Here is a 14,292-nt window from a genome sequence, read left to right as displayed (position 1 = left end):
CACATTGCGTAGTCGGAAACGCTTCCAGCGGTTGCTACGCTGCGCCCGTGCCCCCACGTGCGCGGGTGAACATGGCCGACGTCGCACGCCGTGCCGGCGTGTCGATGGCGACCGCCTCGCGGGCGTTGAGCGACCATCCGCACGTCGCCGCCGGGACCCGCGCCCGGGTTCTGGCCGCCGCCGAGCAACTGTCCTACGTGATCTCGCCGGAGGCGTCACGGCTCGCCGGCGGCGTCACAGGCCGGGTGGCCGTGGTGGTGCCGCACATCTCCCGCTGGTTCTTCGCGACCCTGCTCGACGGTCTGGAGCAGGTGCTCCGCGAGGGCGGCCTCGACGTGCTGCTCTACCACGTCGGTGACGCGGCCGACCGGCGCGACTTCTTCCAGCGGCTGCCGGCCCGGCGCAAGGTCGACGCGGTCGTGGTGCTCGGCATGCCTGTGCACGACGCCGAACGCGACCGGCTCGAGCTGATGGGTGTGCACATCGTCGCGGCCGGCGGCCAGGTGGAGAACTATCCGTACGTGTCCATCGACGACGCCGCAGCGGGGCGGCAGGCCGTCGATCACCTGATCTTTCTCGGACACCGGCGGATCGGCATGATCGCCGCCATCGACCCGGCCGAGCCCGGCTGGCCGGTGCTGCCCGGTCGCACGCTGGCCTACCGGGCGGCGCTGGCCGACGCCGGCCTGCCCGCCGGCCCGGAGCTGGTGGTGACGGTTCCGTGGGGCGGGCTCAGCGGCGCCGACGCGATGGCCCGGCTGCTGAGCCTGCGTGAGCCGCCGACCGCGGTCTACGCCCACTCCGACGAGGTGGCCCTGGGGGCGATGCGCACGCTGCGGCGGGCCGGTCTGCGGATCCCCGAGGACATGTCGGTGGTGGGGATCGACGATCACCCGATGGCGGAGCTGGCCGACCTCACCACGGTGGCGCAGCCGGTGCTCGAGCAGGGCGTGCTGGCCGGGCGGATGCTGCTGGAGCTGCTGGCGGGTGGGTCCGGGACGGACGGCGCCACCGTTCCCACCCGCCTGGTGGTACGCGGATCGACCGCGCCGCCACGCCGCTGACGGCCGCTATCCGGCCGTCGCCGTCGCGGCGGCGCGACCGGCGGCACGTCCCGAGAACAGGCAGCCGCCGAGGAACGTACCCTCAAGAGATCGGTAACCGTGCACCCCGCCTCCGCCGAAGCCCGCCGCCTCGCCGGCCGCGTAGAGACCGGGATCGGGTTGCCGGAGGCGCCCAGGACCTGGCCCTGACGGTTGGTCTGGAGCCCGCCGAGGGTCTTGCGGGTCGTACTGCTGGAACTTCCGGATCGGCTCGGGCGTTTGCCAGACCCGGCTCAGCAGCAGCCAGAGGTTCTTGCCGGTGAGATCCGGATTCTGTTCAGCACCGGACAGCGCGAACTCCTTGTCAACGATCTTCTGCGTGGTGACGAACCACGAGTAGTCGTAGCCCGAGGCGGTGACCGAGCCCAGCGTGTCGTAGCCCGCCTGGGCGATCGCCGCGCCGGCCACCATGCCACCGGCCACACCGAGCGCCTGCCGGCGGCTGACTTGTCCCCGCTTGCTCACGCTTTCTCGGCCCGCCGGTTCTCAGCAGTCCACGACAGTGCCAGCGCTCCCCCGACCAGGGTGAGCAGCAGGCCGATGATGAAACCGCCCATGTTCGAGGTGAGCCAGGACGCGAGCCCGCACACCAGGGCGATCAGGGAGTAGAAGACCCGCTGGGCGGGGCTGAACCAGAGAAGTGCGCCGCACAGGATGATCACGATCGGCATCAGATAGCCGATGAAGTTCTGCATACCGACGTGCAGCACCACACCCAGCGGCGCCCAGACGGTGAACAGGATTTCCAGGCCGCCGAGCAGGACGAACAGGCCGCCCCAGAACGGCCGCCCGTGCCGCCAGGCCTGTTTCACGGCCTCGGCCTCGACACCGGCCTCGGCCATGATCAGCAGCCGTCCGAGGTGAAGGCCATCCGCAGGTTCGGCAGGTAGAACCTGGCCGCCGTGGTGGCGTAGTTGTTCTGTCGCAGGTTGGTCAGGGTGACCTCCTCGGCCTGCTGGCCGAAGACCCCGATCGCGCCCTTCTTGCCGGGCACCCGGTCCAGCGTGCTGGCGTCCTGTCCGATGTCGATCGTCTTGAAGTCGGCGTTGGCGGTGATCACGTCCGAGTCGACCACGAGGGTGTCGGCCTTGACCTTGTTGGCCGGGCTGCCCGCGGTGATCTTCAGGTAGACGCCACCGAGCTCGATGCTCTGGCACAGCCCGTCCAGTTCGGCGTCGCGGATGGCGGAGACGATCACGACGACCTGCCCACCGGTGTCGCCCTCGTTCGGGCTGCCCGGCGCCATCTGGTCGAGTTCGGCGTACTGGGCGAAGCCATACCCGTGCAGCTTCGGCGAGGTGACCACGAAGGGCATGCCGGAGATCGAGAACGACGCGGCGAGCACCCCCTGCCCGGTCAGCAGGATCAGTCCGGCGGCGATCCCGAGACCGCCCGCCATGATCGCCGTGAACCGGCGCCAGCGGGTGTGGCCGTGACGTGTGGACATGCGTACTCCTTCCGCATCGCGAGCACGGTCGACCGCACCGGCGCGGTACTGCGGATACCGCCCGGCGGTCAACGCAATTGGCAGAGCTCGATGGATTGCGGCGAAGTTACGCCCCAGTAACAGAAGGCGTCAAGCCTTTGAACGCTCATTCCCGTCAGTGAAAAACCCCGTCGGTATCTGACACCGCGCAGGGCGCCACCACGCGATCTCCGGCCGGCGGTGTGGTCGACACGTCGGCCGCACCGTCGCGTCCCAGGAACGGCGCCATCATGAAATAGCTGAGCATCGGCAACAGGTCCGGCAGCCCGGCCACCCGGCCCGTCGAGACGTGACCGTAGATCGCCGCGTAGACCCCGCCCACCACGGTGTCGACCAGTCCGTCGGGCACCGGCGGCGCATCGGTGAAGAACCGGCCGAACCGGCTCAGCAGTTCGGTGCGCTCACGTCGCGCCACCGGCCCGGCCGCGTCGATCTCCACGATCGCCATCACCGCGAACGCCGGCACGCTGGCCAGCACGTCGAGCAGCACCTTCAGTGCCGCCTGCGCCCCGGTACGCCAGTCGTCCGCCTCCGCGTAGGCGTCGTCCATCAGCCGCAGCACCACCGAGGTGCCGTGCCGGTATGTCGCCAGGAAGGCGTCCTCCTTGCCGGCGAACAGCGCGTAGAACGCGGGGCGGGTCACGCCTGCCCCGGCACAGATGTCGCTCACCCGGGCGCTGACGTAGCCCTTCTCGGCGACCGTGTGCACCAGCGCGTCGTACAACCGCTCCCGCTGCGTCGCGGCGACCGCCTCGGGGGTCATCGACCGCGGGCCGCGCTTGATCGCCCGAGCCGGATCGCGACCCGTCCGAGCGCCGGGAAGCGGGCTGACCACGGCATCAACCATTGACATCCCCCAATGTCTTGACATGACATACCGCCGGGGTTTCTCATACCGGGAGGTACGGACCTCGATGGCGTGCGAAGCGATTCCCCCAGTATCACCTCCGTATCAAGCCCCATCACCTCTGCATCAAGCCCCGGAACGCTGCGGAAACGGCCGGGCCACCCCTGAGAAGAAAGGCCGGGTGGCGCCATGCCCGCGTCACAGCTCACCGCTTTCGTCGCCGCGCTCCTGCTGGGGACCGGGATCCCCGCTCCCTACCAGGGCCTGGAGAACTGCCCGCTCACCTCCGCCACCATGAAGGACCCCACGAACCTGCAGGTCGGCTGCGTCCAGTCGGTCACCAACGGCGGCAGCATCACGATCGGCACCACGACCGTCGAGTTCGAGGACCCGATCACCGTCCAGTTCGGCGTCTACTGGCCCGCCGGCGCACCCGTGCGCGACCTGCCCGACGGCTCACAGACCAACGTCTACTCGACCGTTCCGGCGGCCGGCGGCAAGACCCTGGTGGCGAAGCCGCTCGAGGTCACCCTGCCCGGGATCGCCAACCTCATCCCCGGCGTGACCAGCGTGTACGCCCAGGTCGAGCTGGCCGGGCCGATCACCGAGTTCATCCCGCTCGCCACAGGCACCGACACCCCCGTGTTCGTCCTGCCGATCAAACTGCGCCTGCGCAACGCGCTGTTCGGCACCAAGTGCTACATCGGCTCGGACCGCAGCCCGATCAGGTTCAGCCCGACCACCGGCACCACCAGCCCGCCCCCGCCGAACCAGCCGGCCACCGGCGACCCCGGCACGCTCACCATCGAGAACGACCCGAACGGCTACGAGACCCTCGCCGTCGGGTTCACCGGCGCCACGCTGCTCGACAACGCGTACGCGGTACCGAGGGCCAACGGCTGCGGCCTCATCCCGGGCACCCTCGACCCGCTGATCAACCTGGCCTTCGGCCTGCCGTCGGCGGCCGGCCACAACGCGGTCGTGTTCAGCGGCAACGACACCGCCTTCGCGCTGTCCCCCAGCCTCGACGACCTGACCAAGGCGCTGAACGCCTCCTAGATGTCTCATCCCTCTCCTGGAAGGTGCACCCCCATGCACAGCACTCCCCTGCACACCCGCCGCATCGCCGTCGCCGTCGTGACCGGCTTCGCCGCCGTCCTGCTGACCGCCGCGCCGGCGCTGGCCGACGACGACACGGTCCTCACCAGCGGCACGCCCGCCGGCACGGCCGTCGCGGTCGGTGACACCATCTCGGCCGGCATCGCCACGGGCAGCCAGGCCGTGTTCGCCACGGCCCCGGGCGGGGCCAACGGCATGAAGTGCAACACGTCCAGCTTCAGCGCCGTGGTCAACGACAACCCGGCCGCGCCCGGTGCGGCTGCTCTCGGCTCCACCATCGGCCTCGCCGACTGCACCGTCACCGGGGTCATCGGCGTGCTCGGCGTCAACAGCGTGGCGGTCAACAACCAGCCGTACGCCACGACGGTCGCCAGCGACGGCACCGTGGCGGTCGCCGGCACCGATACCGCCCAGATCTCCGCCACCCTCGTGCTGCGTACCCTGCTCGGCACGGTGACCTGCAACTTCGTCGCCGACGGCAACGCCATCAGCGGTGTCGCCGACAACACCGACAACTCGATCAGCTTCACCGACCAGAAGTTCAACAAGAGCAGCGGCCCGGCGGCCTGCGTCGCCAACGGCTACTTCACCGCCAAGTACACCCCGGTCGTCGACTCCGCCGCCGCACCGGTCTTCGTCAACTGACGCCCACCGGCGCTCGCCGGCAGCGGGGTGACTCACGGGCCTCAGGTCCCCACCCGTGGGTCACCCCGCGCCGTCGGACAGCCAGCGCGCGAGGACCCCGGCCGGATTCAGCTGCCGGACGGCCACCTCCTCCAGCCTGGTCAGCAGCTCACCGGGATCGGTGCCGCAGACGACCAGGAACACGTCGTCGGCGACCAGACCCTCCCGGCGCAGCCGCATCAACGCGGCGACCAGGCTCTCGAACGTCCGGGTGCGGTCGGCCTGCTGCGACAGGATCCGCCGGGCGTCGCCGAAGTGATCCGGGACGTCCTCGGGCCACTCGGTCGGCTGGAACAGCCAGGACGGGTCGAGCCCCGCCAGGAATTCCTCCGTGCAGCCGGCCGCCGACAGCGAGCGCAGATCGTCGTCGGTGCACAACGCGAACCCCGCCAGGCGCTCGGCGGGCCGCTCCGTGACGATCGCGGCCAGCGCACGCCGGGCCCCCTCGGCGACGGCCTCCGCCAGCCGATCGTCAGCCACCATGCCCACTCCCCCGCGCGATCTGCTCTACTGACGCCCATGATCTGGGAGATGGGACGGTCCGGCCGGTTCCTGCTGAAGACCTACATCTTCGTGACGGTCGTCGTCGTCCTGGTCGCGCTGAACTCACCGACCCTAGCCGGTCCCGCGGGCATCGTCGGGCTGGTGCTCGCCCCGCTCGCGATCGGAGGGGCGCATGCGCTGCCCCCGTTGCTGGAGTGGGCCGAACTGGAGCCGGGCGGGTACGGCGACCGGGTGGCCGACGCCCTCACGCTCCCGGTGATCATGCTGCTGGCGCTGGCGAACGCGCTGCTCTACGTACGCCTGGTCCTGCTGGTCCGGAAAAGGCGGCGGAAAACCGCGGCCTGATCTCCACGATCACCGTCGGCCGCACCCGGACAACGGCATGCACCAGCGCCGCCTCCGCGCCAGCGGCTGAAATGAGGATTCCTCGCATCTCTTTGATCGAGCACAATCCAGCGCCATGGACTCGTCATTGACGACTGTCGGGCTCCCGATCGCGCTCGGCATCATCATGCTCGGCCTCGGTCTCGGACTGACCTTGGCCGATTTCCGTCGCGTCGTCGCCTACCCCAAGCCCGCGCTCATAGCCCTCGTGTGCCAGGCGCTGCTTCTACCCGTACTCTGCTTCGGAATCGTCCTCGCCCTTGATCTTCCCCCGGCCCTGGCGGTCGGCATGATGCTGCTCGCGGCCTCGCCCGGCGGGACGACGGCCAACCTGTACAGCCACCTCTTCGGCGGCCACGTCGCCCTCAACGTGACCCTGACGGCGGTGAACTCGGTGCTCGCCGTCTTCACGCTGCCGGTCATCGTGAACCTCTCGGCCGCCCACTTCCTGCCGGATTCCAGCTCCATCGGCCTGCAGTTCGACAAGGTCGTCCAGGTCTTCGCGATCGTGCTCGTGCCGGTCGCGATCGGCATGGCCCTACGCGCCCGGTTCCCGCGGCTCGCCGACCGCCTGGCCCGGCCCGTCAAGATCCTGTCGGTGGTCGTGCTGGTCGCGGTCATCGCCGGCACGCTGCTCAAGGAACGCGACAACATCGTCGACTACATCGTCGCCGTCGGTGTCGCGGTCCTGATCTTCAACGTCGTGAGCCTCGCCGTCGGTTACGGCGCGCCGCGTCTGGCCGGCGTCGGCAAGCGCGAGTCGATCGCGGCCGGCATGGAGATCGGCATCCACAACAGCACCCTGGCGATCACCATCGCGGTCAGCCCGGCCCTGCTGAACAACACCGAGATGGCGATCCCCGCCGCCGTCTACGGCATCGTCATGTTCTTCACCGCCGCCGCCTTCGGATATCTGGTGACCCGACGCAAGGAAACCGCCCCCGTGGAGTAGACGAAACGGCAATAACTACCCCATTGACGCGGTTCGAGACATCGACAACGATGATCGTCGACACGGCGGAGTGCGGGGGCTCATCCGTCGTGTCGTGCCGACCGTCCCCCGCGCCATGGGGGGAAGCCGTGAAACTGAGATCGCTTGTCGTCGGAATACTGCTCAGCGTGGCGGGAGGTCTGGTCGGCACGCCGGCCGCAAACGCGGCACTCCCGGCCGCAACGGTGGCGTCCCCGCCCGCGGCGTCCCCGGCCGGCCAGCAGCCGACCGTCCAGGCAGCGGGCACACTGACCCTGACCGCCGGTCACTTCAACATGGCCGGTGGCCATCCGACGCACGGCGTCAAGGGCAATGAGGTGGCAGACGCGCTGGCCCAGGACATCAACCGGCGGGTGCCACAGCTCGGGTTCCTGACCATCAACGAGGGCTGTCTGGACTGGCTGGAGCGGATCGAAGCGCAGCTGCCGGCGACGTACACGGTGCGATTCGACCCGATTCGCGGTGGCAATGGCCAGGTGGCCAACTGCAAGCACGAGTCGCCGTTCGGTAACGCCATCATCTACAACACCGGCGTCCTGGTCGACCCGCAGCCCGTGGCACACGACCTGCGCGCGCTGGAAGGCGCGGAAAAGCGGGAGATGCTGTGCCTGCGGTCCGTCGCCAGGATGCTGGTGGCCTGCACCGCCCACCTCGTCGCCTCGGGTGAGAACGTCGAGCAGCGCCGGCGCGAGGCGGCCGAGGTCAAGCGGGTGCTGGCGGCCGACTACTCCGGCTACACCGTGCTGCTCGGTGGCGACCTCAACGACGACCCGCTCTCCCAGGCCACCAGCAACCTCTACCACAGTGGCTACGGAGGTATCCCGGGCCAGGAGGCGCACGGCTCGTTCAAGGAGGCGTTCAGCCCCTGCGGCAACGAGATCAAGGTCCGCTACCTGGGACCCGGTGGCGAGGAGAACTGGTGCCGGGGCGGCGTGGCCACCCACGGCTTCAACAAGTTCGACTACCTGTTCGTGCCGCCGGCGGCGGTGGTCCAATCCGCCACGGTGGTGTCGTCACCGCACTCGGACCACAAGCAGATGTGGGCCGAGCTGACGATCCCGTCGAGCATCGGGCCGGCCGTCGACTCGATCATGGTGGTCGGTGACTCGATCAGTCAGGGTCTCGAGGGTGATTACACCTGGCGCTACCGGCTCGCCCAGCACCTGAAGGCGGCCGGTCGCGACGTCAGCTTCGTCGGTCCCTACCGCGGCACCACAAGACTGCCGAGAAGCCAGCCGGCCAACTACCCGGAGCAGTCGGCGCCGCCGTACTTCAACGGGGTCTACCGGGACGGGCTCACCTTCGACAGCGACCACTTCGCGCAGTGGGGCCGTCAGGCACACCAGACCAAGGACGACATCGCGGCCCGGGTGGGCCAGTACCAGCCGACCTACCTCCTGGTCGAACTCGGCTTCAACGACCTGGGCTGGGGCGTCTCCAATCCGGACGGGCTGATCGCCGACATCCGCAGCCTGGTCACCAACGCCCGGGCCAGCAAGTCCAACATCCGCATTCTGGTCGCCAACGTCCCCCAGCGCACGCCGCTGGACGTGCAACCGGACCTGAATACCAAGATCAGCACGTACAACGCCAAGCTGGGACCCGCGTTGCAGGCGCTGAACACGTCGGTCTCGCCGGTGCGGCTGGTGGACTTCGCCACCGGCTACGACCCGTACGCCGACGCCTATGACGGTCTGCACCCGAACCCCCAGGGCGAGCACAAGATCGCCAAGGCGTTCGCCAACGTCCTGTCGAGCCAGTTCCAGGTCGGTCCGGCCTACAGCACCCCATCCGGGAGCATCCCGCCGCTGGTGCCCGCCGCGCCGAGCTGGATGCGGGCCACGAACACCACCGCGGGCATCGCCATGGAGTGGCAGCACTCGTTCGGTGCCGGCGGCTACTGGCTCTACCAGCGCAACGCCACCATCGGCGAAGAGTTCCAGCGGCTGCCGTTGCAGATTCCGGCCGACTCGTGGAGCGCGAAGTGGGTGGTACCCGGCCATCGTTACGAGTTCTACGTCGTGGCCACCCGCGGCGACGGGCAGGCCGCCGGGCCGTCTCCGATCGGCGCGGTGACGGTCGTCAACCAGCAGACCGCGGCCGGCCCGCCGAACATCCTCGCGACGCCCGGTGCCGGTTACATAGACGTACGCTGGGACGCCGCGACCGGGCCGTACAGCGAGACCGTGAACAGGTACCTCGTCTACTACCTGGACAACTCGGTGCCGGGTGCCATCGTTTCGACGGCGTCCACCACCGGCCGCTCGGTCCGGTTGTCCGGCCTGGTCAGCGGTCACTCGTACACCGTGGCCGTGTGCTCGGTGAATGCGGCCGGTGAAGGGCTGCCCGCCGGTGGTCAGACCGTCACGGTCGGCTAGCAGTCGTCGCCGCGGGTACCCGGACGGTGTCCCAGCCGTCCGGGTACCCGCGCGCTCGGCCGGTCGCGGATGGATTTGTCCTGTGGGCGGACCTGGAGTCCTGCGCGGTCGGCGCCGTCACCGCCATGACGGACATGCTGCTCGGCGACCGGGGCCGTGACGAAGACGATGATCTCGTTCGCTGCCCGGCGCGGTCAGGCCACGGCGGAACGGCGGCCCTCCTCGCGGGCCCGGGCCAGCATCGATGCCAGGCGGCGACGGCGGAGGCGCCAGGCCGCCAGCAGGAGGGCTGCGGCGAGAAGGGCGAGAAGCTGCGGCCACGGTACGACCCAGCTGGTCACCGTCACGGTCGCGGACGGGCGGGCGGCCGACTCGCCGGGGATGGTCGGTTGCAGCTCGACGATTGTCCGGACGAGGCCCAGGCCCCACACGCCGTCGACCCGGGTCTCCGCGGCACGGCTGCCGCCGGGGAGCAGTTCGCCGAGCTCGGTGGTGACACCGTCGACGCGGGCGCGGGCGTCGACCCGTACGTTCCCCGTGTTGGTGGCGGTGTAGGAGACCCGGAGCCGACCGGGGCGCAGGGGATTCCAGGATCGTTCGTAGGTTGCCTGGACGTCGCCCGCGGTGAGTTCGGGCCGTAGCGTCCCGGAGGCCCGCAGCAGTAGGCGGAACCCGACCCGGCTCTCGACCTGCACGGTTCCCTGGGCACCGGCGATCGACGCGGCGATCCCGGCCGGGTGGTCGCCGGGTGTGACCTCGGCGGGAACGTCGATGGTGAACGGTACGACGGCCGTCTGACCGGCCCGGACCGTGACGGTCGGTGGCACGGCGATCCAGGTGCCGCCGTCGACCGAGGCCCGGTCGGACGGCAGCATGTTGAAGCGGCCCTTGTCGGTGAGGTACCCGTCGGCGGCCTTCAGGGTGAACACCGCGGTGGCGTCGCCGAGGTTGCGGACGGCGAGGTGTTCGGTGACCCGCTGGCCTGGATCGAGGGTGCGTTCGATCCAGCGGCGCCCATCCGGGCCGGCCGCGGTGGCGGGTTGGACGGTCCAGGTGACGGAGGCAGGCGCGGCCGCCGCCGGGGCCGCCGGCAGCAGAGCGACGACGGTGAGGGCGGCGAGAACGGCGGCGGCACGGCGCATGCAGGAAGCCCTTACTCGAAGAGGGACAGGGTGAGGGTGGATCGGTAGGAACCGGCCGCAACGTCGGCGGGGGTTCGCAGGGTCAGGCCGGCGTCGACGGTGTACGCCCCGCCGGTGACCTCGGCCGAGTCGTACGTCGACACCAGCAACTCCTGGTCGACGAGGCCGACGTCGTTGCCCGGCTGGGTGGGCTCGTCGAGTACGGTCACGACCTCCTCGCCCTCGCTGACCAGGCCGGTGTCACCGCCGTTGATCAGGCGCGGTTTCCAGCCGAGGTGTTCGGCGCCGATCGGGGCTTGCCCGGCGGTTCCGGTGAAGTCACTGGTGCTGCCCAGGACGGCCCATGCGGAGCCGGCCGGGATCTCGTCGAGCGTGCGGGTGTCGGTGACGGTGACCGTCGGCAGGGTGCCGGTGAACTGGCGGATCAGCAGGTCGGAGCCGTTCTCCTGGAGCGTGACGGCGTTGCCGGCGACGGTCAGCGCGAGGACTCCGGGTTCCTTGATCTCGGTGATGTCGACGGTCACCTCGACCCGGGCGGGGTCGGCCGGGTCAGCGGACGCGGCCGTGGGCACGGCTGCGGCCAGAACCGAGCAGGCGGCGGCCACACTCAGCCGGGACAGCGGTTTCATATGTTTCCTCCATCAATTACAGGTGAGCGCGGAATAGGTCGCGGGGACGGCGTTGGCGGAGGCTGATCCGGCGGGCAGGGCCGCGGCCCGGACGGCGAAGGATTGATAGGCGTTGCCTCCAGGGGCGACACCTTCGAAGACCTTTCGGCCGTACGGGGTGACGAGCTCGATGTCGAGCGCCGCGGTGCCGGAGTTGCGGGCCTGGACGGCCAGGTACGCCTTCCCGGCCAGGCATCGGGGCGTGGCCGTGACGGTCACCGGCGCCGTGGCCTGCTCATCGGCGAACGCCCGCCACTCGGTGACGGCCACCGCCGAGAACGTGGTGCCGTTGCCGTTGGCGGAGATGACGGCCCGCAGGCGCGAGGTGACGACCGGATCGAAGGTGACCCGGTTGACGGCGGTGCTGCTCGTCCCGTACGCGGAGGCCCCGGTGACGTCCTGCCAGGCCGTACCGTCCCAGTGCTGCAGTTTCCAGCCGTCCGGCTCGGCCACACCGTCACCCGTGCCTGCCGCGCTGTCCCGCCAGAACCTGATCTCGGCCGAGGTGAGCCGGATCGGGCGGGACCAGTCGTACTGGATCCACTGACTGGCCGGTCGCGTCCCGGACCAGGTGCCCCAGATCTGCGCCTGTCCGGGCGACGCCGGGTCGGCGTCGTCGTTGAGGGCGGTGACGCTGTTCCATCCGGCCGTGTACGAGGCGGTCGGCACCGCGATCGGCCCGACGTTGCCGGTGAGCGGCGCGGACAGGTCGGCCGGGATGGTCACCGACTGGACCACCGAGGTGTTCCCCGCCCTGTCGACGGCCCGGAACGAGACCGTGTGCCTGCCGCCGTCAGGAGCGCCGACCGGACCGCTGTAGACCGTCCACGGCCCGGCACCGATCAGGTACTCGATCCGATCAACGCCGGATGTGGCGTCAGCGGCGGTGGCAGTGGCCTTCCGGTCGGCGACGCTCACGGCAGCAGTCGGCACCACACTGTCAATATCAACTTCTAGTTCGGATATGCCGGAGTCGTTCCCGGCACGGTCGGTTGCCGTGGCGGTAACCGTGTGCCGCCCGTCCCCGGTCACCGCGACATCGACGAAGCGTACCGGCGACGCTGACACGGGAGCGCCCTCGTCGACGCGGGTCCGGATCGTCAGGCGGCCTCCGCGATCATCGACGGCCGTGGCCCGCACGGTCACCGGAGAGCGGAACCAGCCGTTGCTTCCCGCGCTGCCACTCGAACTCAACGTCAGCGTCGGCGCGGTCACATCACCCTCGGTGTCCCCCGGCGAGATCACCGTGACCTGCGCCGAGATCCGCCCACCGGCATACCCGAGGACACTCCCGCCAACGGTGATCGTCCCGGGCTGTGCCACGTCAGCCTCGGTGACGGGATCCCAGTAGACCGGCACCCGCAACGTCGTCCCACCGAAGTCGACGGGCACCGTCCCCGGCAGGTCGGTCTCCCCTACCTCCACGGTGACCTGCGGGTTCGCGACCGAGGCGGGCTGCGCCGCCAGAACCTTCCACTCCTCGACGGCGACCGCCGAATAGGTGCTGCCGTTGGTCGAGGCGTCGAACACCGCCCGTACCTGCGTGGTCGTGATGGGGTCGAAGGTCGTGTTCTGGAACCCCTGTGTCCCGGTCGGGTAAGCGCTCGGATTCGGCACGTCGGTCCACTGGCCGTTCCAGTACTGGATCTTCCAGCGGGCGGGTGCGGCGACACCCACACCGGTGCTCTGCGGCTGGTCGTTCCAGAACTCGATCTGCGACCCGGAGATCCGCATCGGCTGGTCCCACGTGTACTGGACCCACTGCTGCGGCGGGTTGCTGCCGGTCCAGGTGCCCCACATGTCCGGCGGCAGCGGGTTGGCACGCACGATCTCGTCGTTGAGCGCCTTGACCCAGTACTGCACGGGCACGGGTTCGTTGGAGACGGTCACCTTGGCGGCGTGCGCGATGTTGGCGCGCGGCGTCCGGTCGGCCTGCCTGGCCGGCGTCGGCACGACCGGCTTGATCCGTGGCGGCGAGACGGTGTCGTCCCATGAAACCTTGTCGATCGCTACCGACCTGCGGAAATGCCCGCCCCCGACGGCGTCCGCGGTGTGATAAGCGATGTACCACTGCCCCTCGAACTCGACGATCCCCGGATGGCTGGTAGTCGATGAGACCGGCGTCAGAATCGTGCCGCGGTACGTCCACGGCCCGGTCGCGCTGGTCGACGTCGCGTAGGCGATGCAGGCGTGGTAGTTGGCCGGGGTGCACGCCGAGGCCGGTCCGGCGTTGTTGCCGGCGTAGGCAAGGTAGTAGGTGTCATCCCGCTTGAACAGCCAGGATGCCTCGAAGAACCCGGTCAGCCCGGTGACGGTCTGCTGGGTGCCGACGGGTGTCCTCATGTCGGCCTGCAGCTCGATCCGCCGCAGTTGGCCGAAGGTTCCCCAGTAAAGGTGCACCCGCTGGCCCTCGACCAGGACCGTCGGGTCGATGTTCTCGATGGTGTTCGCGGTCGGGGTGCGCTGCGAGATGAGCGGCCCACCGATGTGGTCGGTCCAGGGTCCGGTCGGGGTGCCGGAAACGGCCACGCCGATGGCGAACCTGTTGGCGGCCGTCGAGTCGCGCTCACTGACCGGGACATACCAGTAGTAGCGGCCGTCAGGCCCGCGCACGACCTGCCCGGCATAGGCGCGGCCGGGTGTCGCCCAGGTGAAGACGGTCTCCGGTCGCATCAGTGACGGGAAGTGGGTCCATTCCCCCGAAGCCACGTCAGCGGTACGGAACGCGCCCCACTCGTTCATGACGAAGTCGTTGACGGCCGGTCCGGCCTCGTCGTGCCCGGTATAGATGTAGAGCTGCCCGTCAGCGACCAGCGGCGCGGGGTCGGCGGAGTAGTAGGAGCCGTCACCGAGGATCGGATTGACGGTGTTGACGAACTCGGCCGCCTGGGCAGGGGCGGCGGGCGCTACCAACAGCAGCCCGGCCGCGACCAGCCCGGCGACCGCTGCCTTCAGCGGTCTCACGGTGACGATTCCTTTGTGGGGG

The 14,292-nt window shown here is 69.7% G+C and carries 13 protein-coding genes and 1 pseudogene; 6 read left to right on the top strand and 8 right to left on the bottom strand.

Annotated features, from left to right (window positions below; genetic code table 11):
• The first annotated feature begins 47 nt into the window (after positions 1–47).
• On the top strand, positions 48–1,064 hold the full coding sequence (locus tag CLV67_RS24980; protein ID WP_106322422.1) for a LacI family DNA-binding transcriptional regulator: 1,017 nt from the start codon (positions 48–50) through the stop codon (positions 1,062–1,064).
• A gap of 6 nt (positions 1,065–1,070) precedes the next feature.
• Here CLV67_RS24980 and CLV67_RS24975 read toward each other — a convergent pair.
• From CLV67_RS24975 to CLV67_RS24960, 4 genes and pseudogenes are all read right to left on the bottom strand, one after another.
• Positions 1,071–1,484 (bottom strand): annotated as a pseudogene (locus CLV67_RS24975) (FAD-binding protein); the annotation flags it as partial.
• A gap of 80 nt (positions 1,485–1,564) precedes the next feature.
• Positions 1,565–1,945 (bottom strand): DUF6114 domain-containing protein, encoded by a 381-nt coding sequence (locus CLV67_RS24970; protein WP_106322420.1) that lies wholly within the window; start codon positions 1,943–1,945, stop codon positions 1,565–1,567.
• Positions 1,946–1,947: 2 nt separating this feature from the next.
• Positions 1,948–2,550: a DUF6230 family protein gene (locus tag CLV67_RS24965; protein ID WP_106322418.1), complete on the bottom strand. Its 603-nt coding sequence runs from the start codon at positions 2,548–2,550 to the stop codon at positions 1,948–1,950.
• Between the two features lie 154 nt (positions 2,551–2,704).
• The gene (locus CLV67_RS24960; RefSeq protein ID WP_239166306.1) at positions 2,705–3,442 is read right to left on the bottom strand and encodes a TetR/AcrR family transcriptional regulator; all 738 of its coding nucleotides are present in this window, start codon (positions 3,440–3,442) and stop codon (positions 2,705–2,707) included.
• Positions 3,443–3,625: 183 nt separating this feature from the next.
• Here CLV67_RS24960 and CLV67_RS24955 point away from each other — a divergent pair, with 183 nt between their 5' ends.
• Both CLV67_RS24955 and CLV67_RS24950 read left to right on the top strand, forming a co-directional pair.
• Positions 3,626–4,495 carry a hypothetical protein gene (locus tag CLV67_RS24955; protein WP_106322414.1) on the top strand — a complete coding sequence of 290 codons (870 nt, stop codon included), beginning with the start codon at positions 3,626–3,628 and terminating at the stop codon, positions 4,493–4,495.
• 33 nt (positions 4,496–4,528) lie between these two features.
• Entirely contained in the window at positions 4,529–5,200 is a 672-nt protein-coding gene (locus tag CLV67_RS24950) for a Tat pathway signal sequence domain protein (RefSeq protein WP_203737091.1), read from the top strand.
• 60 nt (positions 5,201–5,260) lie between these two features.
• On the opposite strand, the gene CLV67_RS24945 is transcribed toward CLV67_RS24950, so the two are convergent.
• Positions 5,261–5,722 (bottom strand): DUF4303 domain-containing protein, encoded by a 462-nt coding sequence (locus tag CLV67_RS24945; RefSeq protein WP_146169280.1) that lies wholly within the window; start codon positions 5,720–5,722, stop codon positions 5,261–5,263.
• Positions 5,723–5,758: 36 nt separating this feature from the next.
• Here CLV67_RS24945 and CLV67_RS24940 point away from each other — a divergent pair, with 36 nt between their 5' ends.
• The 3 genes from CLV67_RS24940 to CLV67_RS24930 all read left to right on the top strand — a co-directional run bounded on the left by CLV67_RS24940 (position 5,759) and on the right by CLV67_RS24930 (position 9,496).
• The gene (locus CLV67_RS24940; RefSeq protein ID WP_146169279.1) at positions 5,759–6,088 is read left to right on the top strand and encodes a hypothetical protein; all 330 of its coding nucleotides are present in this window, start codon (positions 5,759–5,761) and stop codon (positions 6,086–6,088) included.
• Between the two features lie 115 nt (positions 6,089–6,203).
• Complete coding sequence (locus tag CLV67_RS24935; protein WP_106322408.1) at positions 6,204–7,079, top strand: bile acid:sodium symporter family protein; 876 nt, start codon at positions 6,204–6,206, stop codon at positions 7,077–7,079.
• A 167-nt stretch (positions 7,080–7,246) separates the two neighbouring features.
• Positions 7,247–9,496 carry an SGNH/GDSL hydrolase family protein gene (locus CLV67_RS24930; RefSeq protein ID WP_170153978.1) on the top strand — a complete coding sequence of 750 codons (2,250 nt, stop codon included), beginning with the start codon at positions 7,247–7,249 and terminating at the stop codon, positions 9,494–9,496.
• 194 nt (positions 9,497–9,690) lie between these two features.
• Here the strand turns inward: CLV67_RS24930 and CLV67_RS24925 are convergent, their stop codons facing one another.
• From CLV67_RS24925 to CLV67_RS24915, 3 genes are read right to left on the bottom strand one after another with little or no spacing between them, the layout of a single operon-like run.
• Positions 9,691–10,638, bottom strand: a complete 948-nt coding sequence (locus tag CLV67_RS24925) for a hypothetical protein (protein WP_106322404.1) — start codon at positions 10,636–10,638, stop codon at positions 9,691–9,693.
• Positions 10,639–10,649: 11 nt separating this feature from the next.
• Complete coding sequence (locus tag CLV67_RS24920; RefSeq protein WP_106322402.1) at positions 10,650–11,267, bottom strand: hypothetical protein; 618 nt, start codon at positions 11,265–11,267, stop codon at positions 10,650–10,652.
• 12 nt (positions 11,268–11,279) lie between these two features.
• Entirely contained in the window at positions 11,280–14,270 is a 2,991-nt protein-coding gene (locus tag CLV67_RS24915; RefSeq protein ID WP_106322400.1) for a family 43 glycosylhydrolase, read from the bottom strand.
• Positions 14,271–14,292 lie beyond the last annotated feature (22 nt).

This window comes from Actinoplanes italicus, from assembly GCF_003001815.1.
Classification (GTDB): Bacteria; Actinomycetota; Actinomycetes; order Mycobacteriales; family Micromonosporaceae; genus Actinoplanes; species Actinoplanes italicus.
This window is presented reverse-complemented; position numbering and strand designations above follow the sequence as displayed.

Bases quoted from the DNA above. Each gene is read 5' to 3' on its own strand.
- CLV67_RS24970 (WP_106322420.1), bottom strand. From the start codon at position 1,945: ATGGCCGAGGCCGGTGTCGAGGCCGAGGCCGTGAAACAGGCCTGGCGG.
- CLV67_RS24965 (WP_106322418.1), bottom strand. From the start codon at position 2,550: ATGTCCACACGTCACGGCCACACCCGCTGGCGCCGGTTCACGGCGATC.
- CLV67_RS24960 (WP_239166306.1), bottom strand. From the start codon at position 3,442: ATGTCAATGGTTGATGCCGTGGTCAGCCCGCTTCCCGGCGCTCGGACG.
- CLV67_RS24955 (WP_106322414.1), top strand. From the start codon at position 3,626: ATGCCCGCGTCACAGCTCACCGCTTTCGTCGCCGCGCTCCTGCTGGGG.
- CLV67_RS24950 (WP_203737091.1), top strand. From the start codon at position 4,529: ATGCACAGCACTCCCCTGCACACCCGCCGCATCGCCGTCGCCGTCGTG.
- CLV67_RS24945 (WP_146169280.1), bottom strand. From the start codon at position 5,722: ATGGTGGCTGACGATCGGCTGGCGGAGGCCGTCGCCGAGGGGGCCCGG.
- CLV67_RS24940 (WP_146169279.1), top strand. From the start codon at position 5,759: ATGATCTGGGAGATGGGACGGTCCGGCCGGTTCCTGCTGAAGACCTAC.
- CLV67_RS24935 (WP_106322408.1), top strand. From the start codon at position 6,204: ATGGACTCGTCATTGACGACTGTCGGGCTCCCGATCGCGCTCGGCATC.
- CLV67_RS24925 (WP_106322404.1), bottom strand. From the start codon at position 10,638: ATGCGCCGTGCCGCCGCCGTTCTCGCCGCCCTCACCGTCGTCGCTCTG.
- CLV67_RS24920 (WP_106322402.1), bottom strand. From the start codon at position 11,267: ATGAAACCGCTGTCCCGGCTGAGTGTGGCCGCCGCCTGCTCGGTTCTG.